Origin of the sequence: Prevotellamassilia timonensis (assembly GCF_021531665.1) — a bacterium.
GTDB lineage: Bacteria > Bacteroidota > Bacteroidia > Bacteroidales > Bacteroidaceae > Alloprevotella.
Genome location: NZ_JADYUH010000028.1, coordinates 1 through 13403 on the forward strand (window position 1 = coordinate 1; position 13403 = coordinate 13403).

Consider the following 13403-nt stretch of genomic DNA (forward strand, 5'->3'; position numbering starts at 1 on the left):
AAGCGTTCTTCGGATCATGGAATGATATAGATAAGTAATCTCAATTTTGCTGTTTTTTACTCAGGATAATTGGTCTGACACGCAACGGCTCCTTACATGGGAAGGAAATCCATATATTATCAGTTGGGCGGCGTCCCTGTGAGTGATTTGTGGTTTGTCCGTTTGAGACCTTAAAATAAAAAAAGTGGGAGCAAGACACTGTAGATGGTGTTTTGCTCCCGTTCTTAGTTTAAAAACTAAATTAATTAATGTGCTCTATATATTATATTTTTATTTCTTAATATGGTTTTTGATTTCTCCTGGGGAATTACATGACATTTGATGCTAGATTAATGATATCGGTGCAATTATTGCAACGATGTTGATAGCAACTTGTCTTCATTCTGCTAAAATCTTCATATGAGAATCCGCAAACATCGCTCTGGTCATCTTCAATCTTGATTATATGTCTATTAAAGATGCTTTTCTGATAGTATTCTTTCTTTAATTCTTCTGGAGTTTTTGTTTCAACAACAGGCGTATTCTTAAAAATGTATTTCTTTTCAGGCTTATTTTTCAATCTTTGCAAATACTTCTTCACCGCTTCGTAATTTGTCACTCCTGGAAGTTTTTCATCAATTCTAAGGTAATTTTCCTTTGCTGTCTGTTCAAGGCTGATAAGGCTGTGCCAATCACAATAATATCTTTCCATATTCTTCTTTTGTGTCGTTTTCCATACGCGCGAGCGCGTGTACATTTTATATTATTTATCACGACTAACACGGGGATATGGGACAAACGGGCAACATTTTAATATCTCGGAGAGGATATCTGAATGTCCTCTGCCATATTTTTATATGGCTAACATATTGCAATGTTTGACTATATTTAAATATCAGATTAAAATATCGGTAATGGATATCATCTTGCTAAATGCGGAATATCATTAAGGTTTTGGATAAACCTTTCAAGGGAGAAATCTAGAGTGTAAGACTCGGCATTTCCGCTTTCCTTACAATCTTTATAATGTTGTATGAGTATTCCGTATATACTTGCTTTCTTATTCTCAAAGGGGAGTGCTTCAATGATTTGGATAGTCAGTTTATCTACACTTGCAATCATGTTAACTGCTCCTTGAAAACCAATAGAACTCTGCGAACTACATTCATCATTAATGAAATCTATGAGATATCTGTGCTTTATGAAATCTATTGAGAATCCTAACTCCAGGAACAGTCTATATAACTCTAATGCACGAGTATAGGAAACATGCCATAATTTACTCTCATCTCCATTAAAGAATTGAATAAGCGAATTTTTACACAATCCATTGGGTGTACCTGCTGATAACCGACTTACAGTACTTATTGATACACCAAGATCCATCAGAAGATGTGCCATTTGAAATACATGATTATCAGGGAACATTATGTAACCGCAATCAACATAATCTTTAGGTGTCCACGGCTTTACTATTGAGTTTACGTCTGCCATATACTTGATGACATTCTTGTTTTCAATATTATCTATTGTTTCAACTACTGCATCAATAGTCATATATGCTGGATTCTTAGTTTCATCATATAGAAGCATTAATGATTTTAATCTCTTACAACCATCCAAAATGAACCAACTCTCTCTCTTGTCTTTATCACTGATCAGTGCCTCTCCTGTCTTCAAATCATATATTGCACATGACAGCACATCCAATAGTTTTGATGTTTTGATTACTGTTATGGGGGACAGCCTTCTTCCTTGTTGAAAATTGAGGACGCGTTGTTTGAGTACCGCATCCATAAATGGAAATTTGACTGTTGCAAATCTGTCGATTTCAAACGACAGTATTTCTAATTTTCGTTGTGACATATTAATTAATCAGTTTTCTATATTTATCCCAGACTTGTCCCATAAGAATTCAAAAACTCTATCACAATGAAAAAATATAAGGCATCATCATATCAGTAATCACTGTGTGATGATGCCTTCTTCTTATTGAGTCATTATCGCAACCAATCTTTGAACTTGCTGAGGTCTCCAGATTCCACCTCTGGAAGTTTTAAATCCATTTTTGTTTAGAAATCTTGCTTTGTCTGACCAGTTACCACTCATGATGCTTACTATTGCATATGCTTTCTGGTTTGCTTCGTTGCTTTTGGAGTTACCTATTCTGCTAATAAGGGCCATTCCTCTCATCTCATCAGTAAAGTGCGCATTTGGAGCACCCAACTTAACACCCTTTGATTTTAGCGCGGAGAGTGCAGCCTTTGTTCTTTGGCTGATATACTCTCGTTCCTGCTGCGCCATACCGAAGTATATACTCTGTTCCAGAGTACCCATGGTTGGATGATCACAGAAGATTATCTTGTACTTCTCACATAACCCCAAACCATAATATGCAACACGAGTAAGTCGGTCTATTTTGGCAACGATTAGTGATGCACCAGTCTTGATAGTTTCCGCAAGTGCAACAGACAAGAGAACTCTGTTGTTGTTCTTCCCAGACTCATGCTCTTCATACTCGGACAGAATTTCCACTTTGTTGAAATCACAGTACTGCTTCACAATGCTCTTCTGTGCATCAATTCCCAGGTTCTGATCGTTGGTACTGACTCGATAATATGCTATAACTTTCATAATGACTACTTTTTTATGCCTCAAAGATAATATAAACGTTTCACATACGGACATATGAGAAACGTTTATAATCAATCTTTTAGGTGAGTTTAGGAGTCTGTTAGGACTTGTTAGGACAAACTGCTATTTGAACTTTATGCAATGCTATCTAGTATTAGTCATCTATTTTGTAATCATGATGAGGTTGTTGAGAGGACATAATACACGGAAAGAGGTCTGCGAACATCACAGCCATCTTTCTTCATTATAAATTCTGATTTACTGTCTATATGTTATACTACTGATTCAAAACGCTTACCCCAGCCAATGTATAACTAAATTTTGTCAATTTTTCTTTCAATGATTCTGACAATTCTATATTATTGTACTACACTATTCTGTAAATTCAGCCATTGCTCTATAAATTATACTTTGATATTAGGGATTAGTAAATGAAAAATCTAAATATTTCAGATTTTTATAAATATATTCTATTCCCAGCGCCATGAATTGTTTATCGGAAGAATAGCATTGATATTCCATAATTGCTGTGTACCATCATTAACATGTTCGTCAGTTTGAAACTCATCATCGTAATCATCGGAAATGGTATGGAATAGTTCTAGAGATTCTAATTCCTCTTTTCGTTTTTGCCGATAGGCTCTTAATGTTCTGTCTGAAATCTTCAGCCCATTAGATGCTAAATACATTAGTTCTTTCCGTAAACTCATTCCGTCAACATGCAAAGAACAAAAGAGTTCATATTTAGTATTGACTATCCTGATGCCTCTGTTCTTTACATATCTATACAAAGAACTCTTGCTAATCTCAATCCCTTCTTCAGTAAGACATTTTAGATTCTCCTGTACCGAGAGAGAATTATTATAAAACTGGTCAATAATCTGCCACTTTAACTCTTTTGTTAGACTTATCGGTTTTATTTTCTTTTTGGAAGACCAATGAATGATAAATCTCTTCTTGCAGCAATGCTCTATAGTGTCATTATACACATTGGCATACTTCTCTTTCAATTCATCTGCGGTGTATTCAAATGACTGTTTCACTTTATCAGCAAGAAAATTCACATCTAAGCAACCATCAGAATTGTCGAAGAATCTTTCTCTATCTACCATCAAATTAAAGAACAACTCATCTGGAGTAACATCTGCTTTAATTAACCTACGCAGCCAGCATCGATGAAATAATGTGCTTCTGCGATGACAACCATCTGGAATATTAACAACGTTTCCTGACCTATCCCTCATGCTCACCCATCTTAACTCAAGATAGCCGGAATCACATTCTTGATACTTGACATCTCCTAATTCATCGTCATGAAAGATTAACCACTCATCTTTCTCTCTTCTGTAGATGTATTGGTACTTATGCTTATATAGATTATAGAATTCATCGTAATTCAATCTGTAAGCATCATTTAATAGTTTTGTGTCTAACTCTATGTGCGTATTTTTTTCCCGTTCTGATAATAATTGTGTAGTAGTATTTTGTTTTATATTTTTAGAATGAGAAAAAAGTACACACTTTAATTCATCTATCTCTTTCTTTACTCTGCTAACATCTTTGTACTCACAATATCTATCTAAGAATGAATAGAAGCCTTGATTAGACACTTGAATATCATCTAAAGAATAGACATTGTTAGTTAAGTCATAGTCAATATTCAAAGTTGAATCATTCCAGTTGGTACCGTTAAAGTATTGGTCACAACGAAGTCCGCATTTATCATGTATATCTTCTTCTGTATCATAGATAATCTGTTGATGAAGATTCCATGAACAATATCTGAAGAAATACTTTCCTTCAATCAATGTGTCAAATACATAGATAAGTCTGAATCTTGCACCTTTATTAAGTCCTGTCTTTGAGTCTATTTGCTGGTTGCTTAGCGAAGTGTACCAGAATGTCGGTTTCAGACTCAATTTATCCACAAAATCTTGCGCAGACTGATACCGAGTATCATCAATGTCAACACCGATGAAATAAGCCCCTGTGAAGAATTGGCTGGATTTAGCCTTCATACTGTAATATCCGTCGGAATAAGTATACAATCCTTTCTTATTATTTGTCGGAAATCCGTCATGAACGGTACAGAATGTATAACCATCAAGAGCATACTGAAGTAGTTGCTCAGATGTGCAGTCAATGGTTCTGTATGACAATTGTCTTTCTAACCCCAATTCCGCTCTGAGTTGATTGCCCGCAGTATTTCTTTCTGCAACTGCAGCCTTAGTCTCATCTTTAGTCTTATAAGCATCTTTGCTCAACGAAACTTGAAATGTGTAAAATCTATCTGTTTTCATTTTCTGTATTTTCTGTTATTATTTCTCTAATATTTATACTGCGCTTTTTCAATTTAGTTTTGAGTTTTACAAAAACAGTGAGCAGTACCGAGAACCGATAAACTGCCCACTTAACAGATTAGATAGATTTTACAATGTATTTATCTATTATATATAATAAGGTGTAGATGATTAATATAAAGAATCTTGCACAAATTCCAAACTAAACTCAATTTCTGGACTTGGACGGAGAAAGAGCAGCAGCGGAGTTTCTTGATAGCATCGGTGTCAATTATATCTGTTGGCCATACTGCTGGCGAAATCCAAATCTTGGAACGAATCTCGCAGTGTTCAATGCCGACAAGATTCAGATAGTAAGAATTGAGCAGGTAGAATTGAATAGCAAACAGAAATTGATTACTGGTTCAGAAAAGACAATAAAAGAGTTTCCGTATGAGTTCATCAAGTAGTATTGCATCTTTCATCAAAGAGTTTTATCCAGAGTATTGGGGCGACCAGACATATCCAATATCTTCATCAGTATTCTTCCACTAGAAGATTGATGCACACTGGATATTGTCAAACATGGCAGCGACACCGCTTGTTGTTGAAGGTGTACAGTTCAACTCTTCAGAACACTTGTTCCAAACAATGAAGTTTTGCACAGAAGATTCAATAAACGCGGTGTACCGCTCTCATAGTCCAAAGATGACTACAAAACACTATCAGAAGTTGGGTGGTCATCGGCGAGAGGATTGGGGAAACATCATCATTGACGTGATGAAGTTCTGTTTACAGATGAAATATGAACAGTATTCGGAGTTCCGCCATGAACTAGGATTTACATGTGGTTATAATATAGTGGAGTTGCAAGATGCAAAGAATGACAAAGAATCAAGCCGACCTAACGCTTGGGGTGTAAAGACTACTTGTGCGTCCAGTATATCGGCTGTCCGAGAAAATAGAAGTCCCTGAAATCACCAAAGATTTTTAGCGGACACCAATAATTAAGAAATGGATTATATAAAGATAAAGGCAACAGATTTAACGTATGTTCTCGGTAACATTGATAAAATCAAAGAAGACCTAAATGAATTGAAACAGAAGCAACTTGACAGAGTCTATTCAAATAAAGAGATGCTTTCAACTCTCGGCGTGAGTGATAAACTACTGATACAGTACCGCAATGATGAGTCTTACCATATAGAAGAATGGATGACAAATACTGGTACACTCAGGAAGACCTTGACTACTTCATGAACACTCACAAAGTTGGAGTGCCATTTGCATCTTAGACTCAAGCATCATAAACGACATAATGCCCTCTACACTGATAATTGCAGTATAGAGGGCATTATTCATTTAATTGATACAGCGTTGGGTGAAGCAGAACGATGTTGCTTCACCCTTGTCTTTATCCGAAGTGAACCCCAAACTGATTGCTCTATCTATTATACCAGATTAATGACTTGCTTTGTTTAATGCTTCTATGACTCTGTTAGACCCTTTGAGATTTCCCTTCAAGTATGGTTTCATTGCCTTGACATCACTGTGAGATGTGATTAGCATTATCAAATCTAGGGGAACACCTTCATTGTATGCAGTGACAACAAATGTTCTTCTGGCTGTATGACTTGCTAAGTCTTCCTTAGGTATTCTCACTTCAATCTTTTCTTGTAATCTGAACTCATAGTCTATCCATTCTCCTTTCAGACCAGCAAGTTTACCCAACTCTTTCAAATGTTCATTGTATTTCTGATTGCTCAAAACTGGAAACATTGCATTATGGTCATATATATTCTGACTGTATTTCAAAAATATTTCTCTTGCTCTGTCTGCAAGTTTAAACTGAATGTTGTCATTATCTTTTTCAGTCAACAAATTTATAATGTATGAACCATCATTTGCTTGATATACTTGATGCTTCTTCAATTGTTTTATGTCACAATATCTCAGTGCTGTATAACATTGAAAGATGAACATATCTCTTGTTTGGTCAAGAGCACTGCCTGATTCCAACTCCAAGTTATATATCTTGTCCAACTCTTCAATCTCCAAGTATCTCACTGCTTTCTGTGCCTTTGGCAGTTTGGGCTGATATAAAAAGAACTCTTCATTGACAGTATATTTTTTCTGTTTTGCCCACTTCACAAAAGTCTTCAGATATGAAAGTCTTTTGAGAATAGAATCATTGTACATAGATTCTGCTAAATCCAACTTGAATTCTTCCATAGTCTTGATGGTTAAATCCATGAATGTGAGTGTTGGCCTGAATTTCCTCAGCCTATCTTTGAGCCTTTTGAATGTCTCTATCATTGCTTCACCCCAACCCTTCACTCCTGACTGCTCCCTTATAAATTCATCAAAGAGTAAGAAAAACTCACTGCACTTCTGATTCTGTGTCTGCTTAAACTTGTAGTTGAATCTGTCACGAAGTTCCGTCAGAATCGGCTCGCGCCGCTCATTAGTGCATTTGGTAAAATATTCATGGATGAACGATTCATAACTATTTATTATTGCATTGATATCACTATATGCTTGCCCGTTAAACATACATCCTTGCTTCACTCTTTGTTTCTTCTTATCCCACTGCTTGGTAGGAGAGTCTATTCTAATCTTTGTCTTTAAGTCTATTCTCTGGCCATTGTAAGTAACTCTAGCACGGATGACATAGTGGCTGCATCGGCTTGCTTTGACAAGTGAGAAATTTATGTTTCTCTTATAAAAAATTAGTTCATTTCTATCTTCAATCATTTTTATTTCTATTAGTTGAACAATCTGTTATCTGTCAGCACTATCAGTTGAATCTATAGATTATACAGCCATTTTACTTAATCTTCTAAAATCTATATGTGAAAAAGCGGATTATCTCTACATTATATATAATATAGAGCGGCTTAACTGCGAATATGTAAAATAATGACCAACCGGTAAAGATTGATTGAAGCAAAATAGGTTTTATTAGGCTATCCTTGGATATGTTAGGATAATGATTCTGGGCTGCATCTCCATGAATAGACCCATTATCAGACCCAAAAATCATCAAAACAACAAGGAATGATATAAAACAAAGTTCATCATCCAAACAGACAAAGTATAAGAAAATCAATACAAAAGAGAATGCGGTACAATGTTAATCCATGACCCTCTCTCTCCGCCAAAGTCAGCGTAACGAGTTGTAAAAACAACAAGTTGCGCTGATTTTTCGTTTAAGGGCGCACCAAATCTGCGCCAGAATTTTTCAGGTAATTGAACAAACGTCTTTAATCCACCTTGCAGTGTTGCTTGTCATTGCAAAACACGACAAAACGAAGAAACGCCACAAACGAACGTTGTGTGGCAAATCCGATTGGGAGAAAACTTGTGATGATGGAGGAAAGTTCTTTGGTTGGTAATTTGGCAGCATATTAAACTTATAGTTTATTTCGAGGCGAAATTTCTAACCAGCATGTTCTAATCTAATCAAGTATACATACAAAATCCCAGGCCTGTAATTGACTTGGGATTATTTTGAATGTCAATATTGTGGTATAATGGACTCTTCCAATAAAAAAGGAATGACACCAATAATGTCAATAACAGAAAAGATTTGCCACAGCGTCTAATGCCAGTGATTATCTTTACCTTTCCATTCCAACGCTTACTTATCAAAGCTTCGATGTATTTATTTCTTTGGAAAACCATATCACTCATATTACTACAATATCAGTCGCACTGTTCGACCTTTTTTGCAGTGCAAGGTTATGGAATTTAAATTAACCCAAGTTTGATGCCATAAAAATTTTCAACTATTTTGGGGAGTATTTGTGAGGATAACTATCTGTATATCAGTAATGGCATCCTGCGAAACTGAATTGTAGTACACAGAAGTTTTGCTGGGAGGTGGTATCTTTGCCCCCGATATGCACTTCATGTTTCCACATAGATTCAATCCGAGGACGCAGCGCAATGAAGGGTACTACCGCATCAAGGAGTCTTTCCGTGGAATCAAAATCAAGAAAAGTTTGTAGTACACAGCGCCGCAATTGAAAATCGTAAAGTGCTGGACAGCAGAAAAACGGAGAATTGAATGTCAAACTTGGGTTAACTCTCGTCGCTATCACGATTGTCCTTACCACCCAAAAGCTTCTTCTGCTCTCGCTCAAAATTTTCGAGGAAGTGTATTTCTACAGGGGAGAGTTCATTCTTGGTACGCTCCTTGAACTTGTCGTATTCCGCATCCGCTTTCTCCTTTGCCAACTTTGCAGAAATCTTGCCAGCATGAGTAAGAATGTCTTTTCGGGAGATGCGGAGGAAGTCATCGAGGATATTAATCCAATCCTTCATATACATAGGACGATGTTCTTCTGCCTGCATTTCGGCAAAATCGAGATAGAGGCTTACTATGCGGTTCAAGGATGTTATCTCTTCTTTCGTCAGATAGTTCTTTGCAACTTCTGCTTCGGGCTTGGTGGGCATAGCTCCGGCCCATGTAGTTAGTCCCATGAAGTCCTTTTGTGAATCAGCTCGCTCGTAGATAATTTCGGCTGCCGTGTGCCCATGGACAGAGTAGTGCATCTTGTTCTGTACCGTCTTGAAGAACTGCTGTGTCATTTCCACTCGTGGGTCATAGTCGATGCTGAGGGCATATATTTCAAGCACCTTGCGGTAGAACACCTTCTCACTTGAACGAATGTCTCTGATACGGGCAAGCAGTTCGTCGAAGTAATTTCCACCGCCGGCACGTTTCAACAAATCATCATTCAGAGCAAAACCTTTCACGATATATTCCTTTAGCACCTTGGTTGCCCAAATCCTGAACTGAACACCACGATAAGAGTGAACCCGATAACCGACGCTTATGATCATGTCGAGGTTGTAGAAGGCAATCTTCCTCTCCACCTTTCGTTCGCCCTCATTTTGAACAGTTGCAAAAAATGCAACAGTTGCCGCTTCTTCCAACTCACCATCCTCCAACACATTCTTTATATGTCTGGATATGGTAGATTTGTTTCTCTGGAAAAGTTCCGCCATTTGGTCTGCCGAGAGCCACACAGTGTCGTTCTCAAGCCTGACCTCGATCTTCGATTCTCCATCGGGCGTTTGGTATAATATGATTTGTCCTTTATCCATTGTGTGTTATTGTTTGTTTCTTCCGTTCAGCAATTCTCGTATATCAATATCCAAGATGTCCGCTATCTTATCGAGGATTTTGAGAGACGGCTGTGTGGTATTGCTGCACCATTTAGACAGCGTTACAGGAGAGATTCCGAGTTCTCCAGACAACCATTTTGCCGTTCTCTTCTTCTCGACCAACACCAGCTTTATTCTATTTATGTCTTTACCTTTCATAATAAATCAATTAAATTTTAGGACTAAGTTATTACCTTTTTCGAGATAAACGAAGAAAATCTGACAAATCTATATTCCTGAAGATGAAATTTAATATTTGTTGCTTTGTCTGGTTGTCGATATTGTTTCGGAGCGGTTGGCAAATAAGGATGAATGGTAAAATACAATCCCTTTTAGATTCCCTTATACGAGGCTGTAATAGGTCTTGTTTTTACCTTCCTTTTTATTACTGTCCGCTAAACATGTTTTTGTGTCGAATAATACGGTTTTTGGCGAAAGACAAGCCCCCTCTTAAGAGGTAACAACGGCTGTCCGCTAAAAATTCCGTCTCTCGCACGACATAAACCTAACCGTGAATGGCTATATTTGCTATTTTGAGGCATATTCTGTCCCTTTACAGCAACCAAAAGACTACTTGTGCGTCCAGTATATCGGCTGTCCGAGAAAATAGAAGTCCCTGAAATCACCAAAGATTTTTAGCGGACACCAATATTATTTTTTAGAACATTATCATTCTCATGAGTACAATTTGAAGAAAATTAAATTGAGAATATGAGAAAGATAAGAACAATAAAAGATAAAGATACAATCATCAGTGAGATGCTAGAAAGTGTGTTGGTATGTGTGAATAAACTGAAAGAAGGTTTAGAAATGCTGTCTGATCAGCACTCTAAATTACAAGAAGAGAACAGAACTCAAGAAAAGATAAAGAACAGGCAAGAGGTTACTCTTATTCATGGAGTGAGTGGATTAGCAAAGCATCTGGGTTGTGGTAAGAACAAAGCACAGAACATTCTAAACAGCAATATACTTCAAGAAGAAGGCATAGCATACAGAGTAGGGAACAGATGGATTATTAATTCAAATTCTCTTGATGGATTGCTTGCAGAAAACCCAGAAATATTGAAATGCAACTGTGTTGCATAAAGAAAATAGATACAATATTTGTAAGAATGCTCAGTACAGAAAGACAAATCTTCAGTATTGAGCATTTATTTGTTTACAACTATTAGGTTTTCCTAGGATACTTTAGGAATGAGGTTTCCTTTTGTTCTCTTGAATATGAATTATTAATGGGTCTGAGTTTGGGTCACATATTATAAAGACTTCGTGAATACATATAGATATGGATTTCGCTAATTTTCGCATTCTCAATTATCGGAAGATTCCATATTTATTTCAACAGCCTTATTCTTTAGTAATATGCTTCTCTAGCCATTGCAAGCATTCTTTATTTGAAATGTAAGCCAACACAGAGTATTTTGTTTCATCACATTGAACTTTACTGTTAAGAATACAATCTTTCATAGCTAATATCGCTTCTTTGTATGGAGTCAATAATTGTATGGTTTCATTAAAATATTGGTGAATTAGCACTTTGTCATTGTTTGTGGAATACATTACATAATCTCGGTCTGTTCCGTATGCTAATGTTTTTGATTTCTTATATCCGCAGATATACTCTGATACACATCCTGCTATCTTAAAACGTACATATTCTTCATCGGAACAATCATAGTTGTCAGATATGATGATGTGACCATCTATTCTGTCTGCATCAGCCTTGACATATAATTTTATAAGATTATTTGTATTGATAATGCCATGGATATAGCCAACGATTAAATGTCCAAGTTCATGGATTATTGCCTTAATAAATAGATTATCTTTTCTGTAGTCAAACATTTTCCAAATTATATTACACCTTATATAATATATAACGAGATATACTCAGAATTATCGTCCTTTTGAACTTTTTTTTATGTAGAGTAAAACTAAACTTGTTTTTACGAGTATAATATGTAGAAAACTAAAATAAAAATAATATGCTCGAAAAAAAGAAAATTACTAATCTCATCATGCTGATGCAGCAAGACATTCATGAGTATGAACTGAAGTACCATGGTGAGTTTGCAGAGAACCCTCATGTTGGTCTCGGCAACAAGAAGACAAGATGTGTCAACGAGGCAACACTTCCTATTATTACTTGTCATCCTTCATGTGTAAACAAGTGTGCCGATACATGCTATGTAATTAATATTATGACCTATCCTCGTCCAAATTGTAGGCGTTGTCAAGCACGCAATACAGTATTAAGGAGGATAGATCCTTATCGCTATTACGATTTCTTCTATAAGGAAGCCGAACGAATGAATCTGCCCATCAGGCTCTCTGATGGTGGAGACTTCGAGGATGCCGTTCAGGTACAAGCTTGTATTGCAGCGGCAAAACGTCACCCAATGGTTCAAGCAATCGGATACACCAAAAGAGTAGAGTTGCTTTCTGAGTTTCGGGATGCACCGGCCAACCTTCATATTCGTTATTCAACATGGCAAAATGACGATATCAATACAAAAACCGCTACTGACCTTGGTTTTAATCTTTCTACAGTTGTATACGATGGTTCAGGAAATTGTCCTTATCAGATAAGTCTTGCACGGTTCCGCAAACATAAGGTTGCAATAGCAAAAGAATTGCGGGCTGATGGAGTAGACGCAAAAACCGCAAATAGAATGGCAGAGAAAAAAACAGAGTCTCTTGTTACTGTTCATCATTGCAAGAACTGTGCTTTGCAAATGTGCGGTTGCTTCAAAGATGGTACGGATATAAGATTTAACGTTGTTTGATAACTTTGAAAATCTTTAGAACGTGTACTGCGGTTGTAAACTACAGTTCACATTTATAGTCTATCAAAGTATCTAAGTTGTAGTCGCACAAAGTCTCAAGACATTCTCAACAGTGGAGTGTTACAAGACAAAGGTATAGCATACAGAGTAGGGACAAGATGGGTTATCAATGCCGATATGCTGCAAGAACTATTAGAGGACGATCCAGAATTCTTAGGTAGAAGAGTAGCATAGAATGAAGACTCTCACATGAGAACATTGAGAATTAACCCGGCAAGAGGAATGAGAAACTCTTGCCGGGTTATTTGCTTTTATTAGGTATTCCTTGGAATTGTTAGGATTAGACTTTTAAGTAAATCTCTTGATTACAGGAGTCTAATGGGTCTGATTTTGGGTTGCAGAGAAAAAGAAAAACGTTCTAACTCGTTGATTATCAACTTGTTAAAACGTTTATCCAGCGGAGAGAGAGGGATTCGAACCCCCGGTACCTCTCGGTACGACGGTTTTCAAGACCGTTGTAATCGACCACTCTACCATCTCTCCTTGCGGAAAA

Annotated in this window: 12 protein-coding genes and 1 tRNA gene; 4 read left to right on the forward strand and 9 right to left on the reverse strand. The window is 36.8% G+C overall.

Annotated elements, in window-relative coordinates; translation table 11 throughout:
* Positions 1 to 307: 307 nt before the first annotated feature.
* The 4 genes from I6E40_RS06125 to I6E40_RS06140 all read right to left on the reverse strand — a co-directional run bounded on the left by I6E40_RS06125 (position 308) and on the right by I6E40_RS06140 (position 4913).
* Positions 308 to 691 carry a hypothetical protein gene (locus tag I6E40_RS06125; RefSeq protein WP_235386107.1) on the reverse strand — a complete coding sequence of 128 codons (384 nt, stop codon included), beginning with the start codon at positions 689 to 691 and terminating at the stop codon, positions 308 to 310.
* A gap of 209 nt (positions 692 to 900) precedes the next feature.
* Positions 901 to 1845 carry a hypothetical protein gene (locus I6E40_RS06130; RefSeq protein WP_235386109.1) on the reverse strand — a complete coding sequence of 315 codons (945 nt, stop codon included), beginning with the start codon at positions 1843 to 1845 and terminating at the stop codon, positions 901 to 903.
* 123 nt (positions 1846 to 1968) lie between these two features.
* A complete protein-coding gene (locus tag I6E40_RS06135; protein WP_235386111.1) occupies positions 1969 to 2613 on the reverse strand; it encodes a recombinase family protein in 645 nt (214 codons plus the stop codon).
* Positions 2614 to 3083: 470 nt separating this feature from the next.
* A complete protein-coding gene (locus tag I6E40_RS06140) occupies positions 3084 to 4913 on the reverse strand; it encodes a hypothetical protein (RefSeq protein WP_235386113.1) in 1830 nt (609 codons plus the stop codon).
* Positions 4914 to 5477: 564 nt separating this feature from the next.
* On the opposite strand from I6E40_RS06140, the gene I6E40_RS11085 reads away from it, so the two are divergent.
* Both I6E40_RS11085 and I6E40_RS06145 read left to right on the forward strand, forming a co-directional pair.
* Positions 5478 to 5867 carry an NADAR domain-containing protein gene (locus tag I6E40_RS11085; RefSeq protein WP_410897038.1) on the forward strand — a complete coding sequence of 130 codons (390 nt, stop codon included), beginning with the start codon at positions 5478 to 5480 and terminating at the stop codon, positions 5865 to 5867.
* Between the two features lie 39 nt (positions 5868 to 5906).
* Complete coding sequence (locus tag I6E40_RS06145; RefSeq protein ID WP_235386115.1) at positions 5907 to 6152, forward strand: hypothetical protein; 246 nt, start codon at positions 5907 to 5909, stop codon at positions 6150 to 6152.
* 201 nt (positions 6153 to 6353) lie between these two features.
* Here I6E40_RS06145 and I6E40_RS06150 read toward each other — a convergent pair whose 3' ends face one another.
* The 3 genes from I6E40_RS06150 to I6E40_RS06160 all read right to left on the reverse strand — a co-directional run bounded on the left by I6E40_RS06150 (position 6354) and on the right by I6E40_RS06160 (position 10223).
* A complete protein-coding gene (locus I6E40_RS06150) occupies positions 6354 to 7646 on the reverse strand; it encodes a site-specific integrase (protein ID WP_235386117.1) in 1293 nt (430 codons plus the stop codon).
* 1329 nt (positions 7647 to 8975) lie between these two features.
* Positions 8976 to 10004: a virulence RhuM family protein gene (locus I6E40_RS06155; RefSeq protein WP_235386119.1), complete on the reverse strand. Its 1029-nt coding sequence runs from the start codon at positions 10002 to 10004 to the stop codon at positions 8976 to 8978.
* 6 nt (positions 10005 to 10010) lie between these two features.
* Positions 10011 to 10223 (reverse strand): helix-turn-helix transcriptional regulator, encoded by a 213-nt coding sequence (locus I6E40_RS06160; RefSeq protein WP_235386120.1) that lies wholly within the window; start codon positions 10221 to 10223, stop codon positions 10011 to 10013.
* Positions 10224 to 10775: 552 nt separating this feature from the next.
* On the opposite strand from I6E40_RS06160, the gene I6E40_RS06165 reads away from it, so the two are divergent.
* The gene (locus I6E40_RS06165) at positions 10776 to 11150 is read left to right on the forward strand and encodes a hypothetical protein (RefSeq protein ID WP_235386121.1); all 375 of its coding nucleotides are present in this window, start codon (positions 10776 to 10778) and stop codon (positions 11148 to 11150) included.
* A gap of 261 nt (positions 11151 to 11411) precedes the next feature.
* On the opposite strand, the gene I6E40_RS06170 is transcribed toward I6E40_RS06165, so the two are convergent.
* Positions 11412 to 11909: a hypothetical protein gene (locus I6E40_RS06170; RefSeq protein WP_235386123.1), complete on the reverse strand. Its 498-nt coding sequence runs from the start codon at positions 11907 to 11909 to the stop codon at positions 11412 to 11414.
* 140 nt (positions 11910 to 12049) lie between these two features.
* On the opposite strand from I6E40_RS06170, the gene I6E40_RS06175 reads away from it, so the two are divergent.
* Positions 12050 to 12850, forward strand: a complete 801-nt coding sequence (locus I6E40_RS06175; protein WP_235386125.1) for a hypothetical protein — start codon at positions 12050 to 12052, stop codon at positions 12848 to 12850.
* Between the two features lie 458 nt (positions 12851 to 13308).
* Here I6E40_RS06175 and I6E40_RS06180 read toward each other — a convergent pair.
* Positions 13309 to 13393, reverse strand: a tRNA-Ser gene (locus I6E40_RS06180).
* Positions 13394 to 13403 lie beyond the last annotated feature (10 nt).

What these genes read in the sequence shown, in the direction of transcription:
- I6E40_RS06165 (WP_235386121.1), top strand. Translation starts at nt 10,776, where the DNA reads ATGAGAAAGATAAGAACAATAAAAGATAAAGATACAATCATCAGTGAG.
- I6E40_RS06135 (WP_235386111.1), bottom strand. Translation starts at nt 2,613, where the DNA reads ATGAAAGTTATAGCATATTATCGAGTCAGTACCAACGATCAGAACCTG.
- I6E40_RS06125 (WP_235386107.1), bottom strand. Translation starts at nt 691, where the DNA reads ATGGAAAGATATTATTGTGATTGGCACAGCCTTATCAGCCTTGAACAG.
- I6E40_RS06175 (WP_235386125.1), top strand. Translation starts at nt 12,050, where the DNA reads ATGCTCGAAAAAAAGAAAATTACTAATCTCATCATGCTGATGCAGCAA.
- I6E40_RS06155 (WP_235386119.1), bottom strand. Translation starts at nt 10,004, where the DNA reads ATGGATAAAGGACAAATCATATTATACCAAACGCCCGATGGAGAATCG.
- I6E40_RS06170 (WP_235386123.1), bottom strand. Translation starts at nt 11,909, where the DNA reads ATGTTTGACTACAGAAAAGATAATCTATTTATTAAGGCAATAATCCAT.
- I6E40_RS06145 (WP_235386115.1), top strand. Translation starts at nt 5,907, where the DNA reads ATGGATTATATAAAGATAAAGGCAACAGATTTAACGTATGTTCTCGGT.
- I6E40_RS06140 (WP_235386113.1), bottom strand. Translation starts at nt 4,913, where the DNA reads ATGAAAACAGATAGATTTTACACATTTCAAGTTTCGTTGAGCAAAGAT.
- I6E40_RS11085 (WP_410897038.1), top strand. Translation starts at nt 5,478, where the DNA reads ATGGCAGCGACACCGCTTGTTGTTGAAGGTGTACAGTTCAACTCTTCA.
- I6E40_RS06150 (WP_235386117.1), bottom strand. Translation starts at nt 7,646, where the DNA reads ATGATTGAAGATAGAAATGAACTAATTTTTTATAAGAGAAACATAAAT.
- I6E40_RS06130 (WP_235386109.1), bottom strand. Translation starts at nt 1,845, where the DNA reads ATGTCACAACGAAAATTAGAAATACTGTCGTTTGAAATCGACAGATTT.
- I6E40_RS06160 (WP_235386120.1), bottom strand. Translation starts at nt 10,223, where the DNA reads ATGAAAGGTAAAGACATAAATAGAATAAAGCTGGTGTTGGTCGAGAAG.